We start from the raw sequence: 927 nt of genomic DNA, 5'->3' as shown, positions 1-927 counted from the left end.
CCGGCGCCGGAGACGAACAGCTGGCCGGCCGCCAGCAGCAGCGAATCGACTTCGGGACGGTCCTTGGCCATCGACACCGCCGCCACGGCCGGCTCACTCGCCAGGGACCGCTCCACCGCGGCCGTCAGCGCCGCGCCCGGGCCCACCTCCACGAAGGCGGCACCGCCCAGCGATTCGGCCACCCGCACGCCGTCGACGAACCGCACCGGCCGGCGCACGTGCTCGACCCAGTAGTCGGCGGACCCGTATCCGGGGCCGGCCAATTGCCCGGTCACGTTGGACACCAGGTCAATTCGCGGCGCGCCGGGCGACACCCCGGCCACCACCGCGGCGAACTCCTCGATCATCGGCTCCATCAACGGCGAATGGAACGCGTGCGAGACGGCCAACTGCCGCACCCGCCGGCCGCAGTCCGCCAGCCGATCCGCCACCGTCGTCACCGCGGTCCGCTCACCCGAGAGCACCACCGCGTCGGGGCCGTTGACCGCCGCGAGGCTCACGTCGCCGTTGAGAAGCGGCGCCACCTCGGCCTCGGTGGCGCTCACCGCCACCATCACCCCGCCGGCCGGCAGCGCCGCCATCAACCGCCCACGGGCCGCCACCACCCGCGCCGCGTCCGGCAACGACAGCACCCCCGCCACACAGGCCGCCGCGATCTCCCCCACCGAGTGGCCGATCACCACGTCGGGGATCACCCCCCAGGACCGCCACAGCGCCGCCAGGGCGACCTCGAGCACGAACAACGCGGGCTGGGCGAACTCCGTGCTCTCCAGCAGGTCCGGGTCGGCGCCCCACATCACGTCACGCAGCGGCAGCCGAGCGTGGCCGTCCACCGCCGCCACGGCCTCGTCGAAGGCCTGGGCGAAGGCCGGAAAGCGTTGGTACAGCTCCCGTCCCATCCCGAGCCGCTGGGAGCCCTGGCCGGGG

At 74.4% G+C, this 927-nt stretch carries 1 protein-coding gene; it reads right to left on the bottom strand.

All coding sequences use genetic code 11. The features are described from left to right. The coding region (locus A9X05_RS01640; protein ID WP_156736194.1) for an acyltransferase domain-containing protein at nt 1-927 on the bottom strand (927 nt) is incomplete at both ends.

The sequence above is a fragment of the Mycobacterium sp. E3298 genome (assembly GCF_001666895.1).
Lineage (GTDB): Bacteria > Actinomycetota > Actinomycetes > Mycobacteriales > Mycobacteriaceae > Mycobacterium.
The sequence above is the reverse complement of the archived record's forward strand: the minus strand, read 5'-3'. Positions and strand labels throughout refer to the sequence as shown.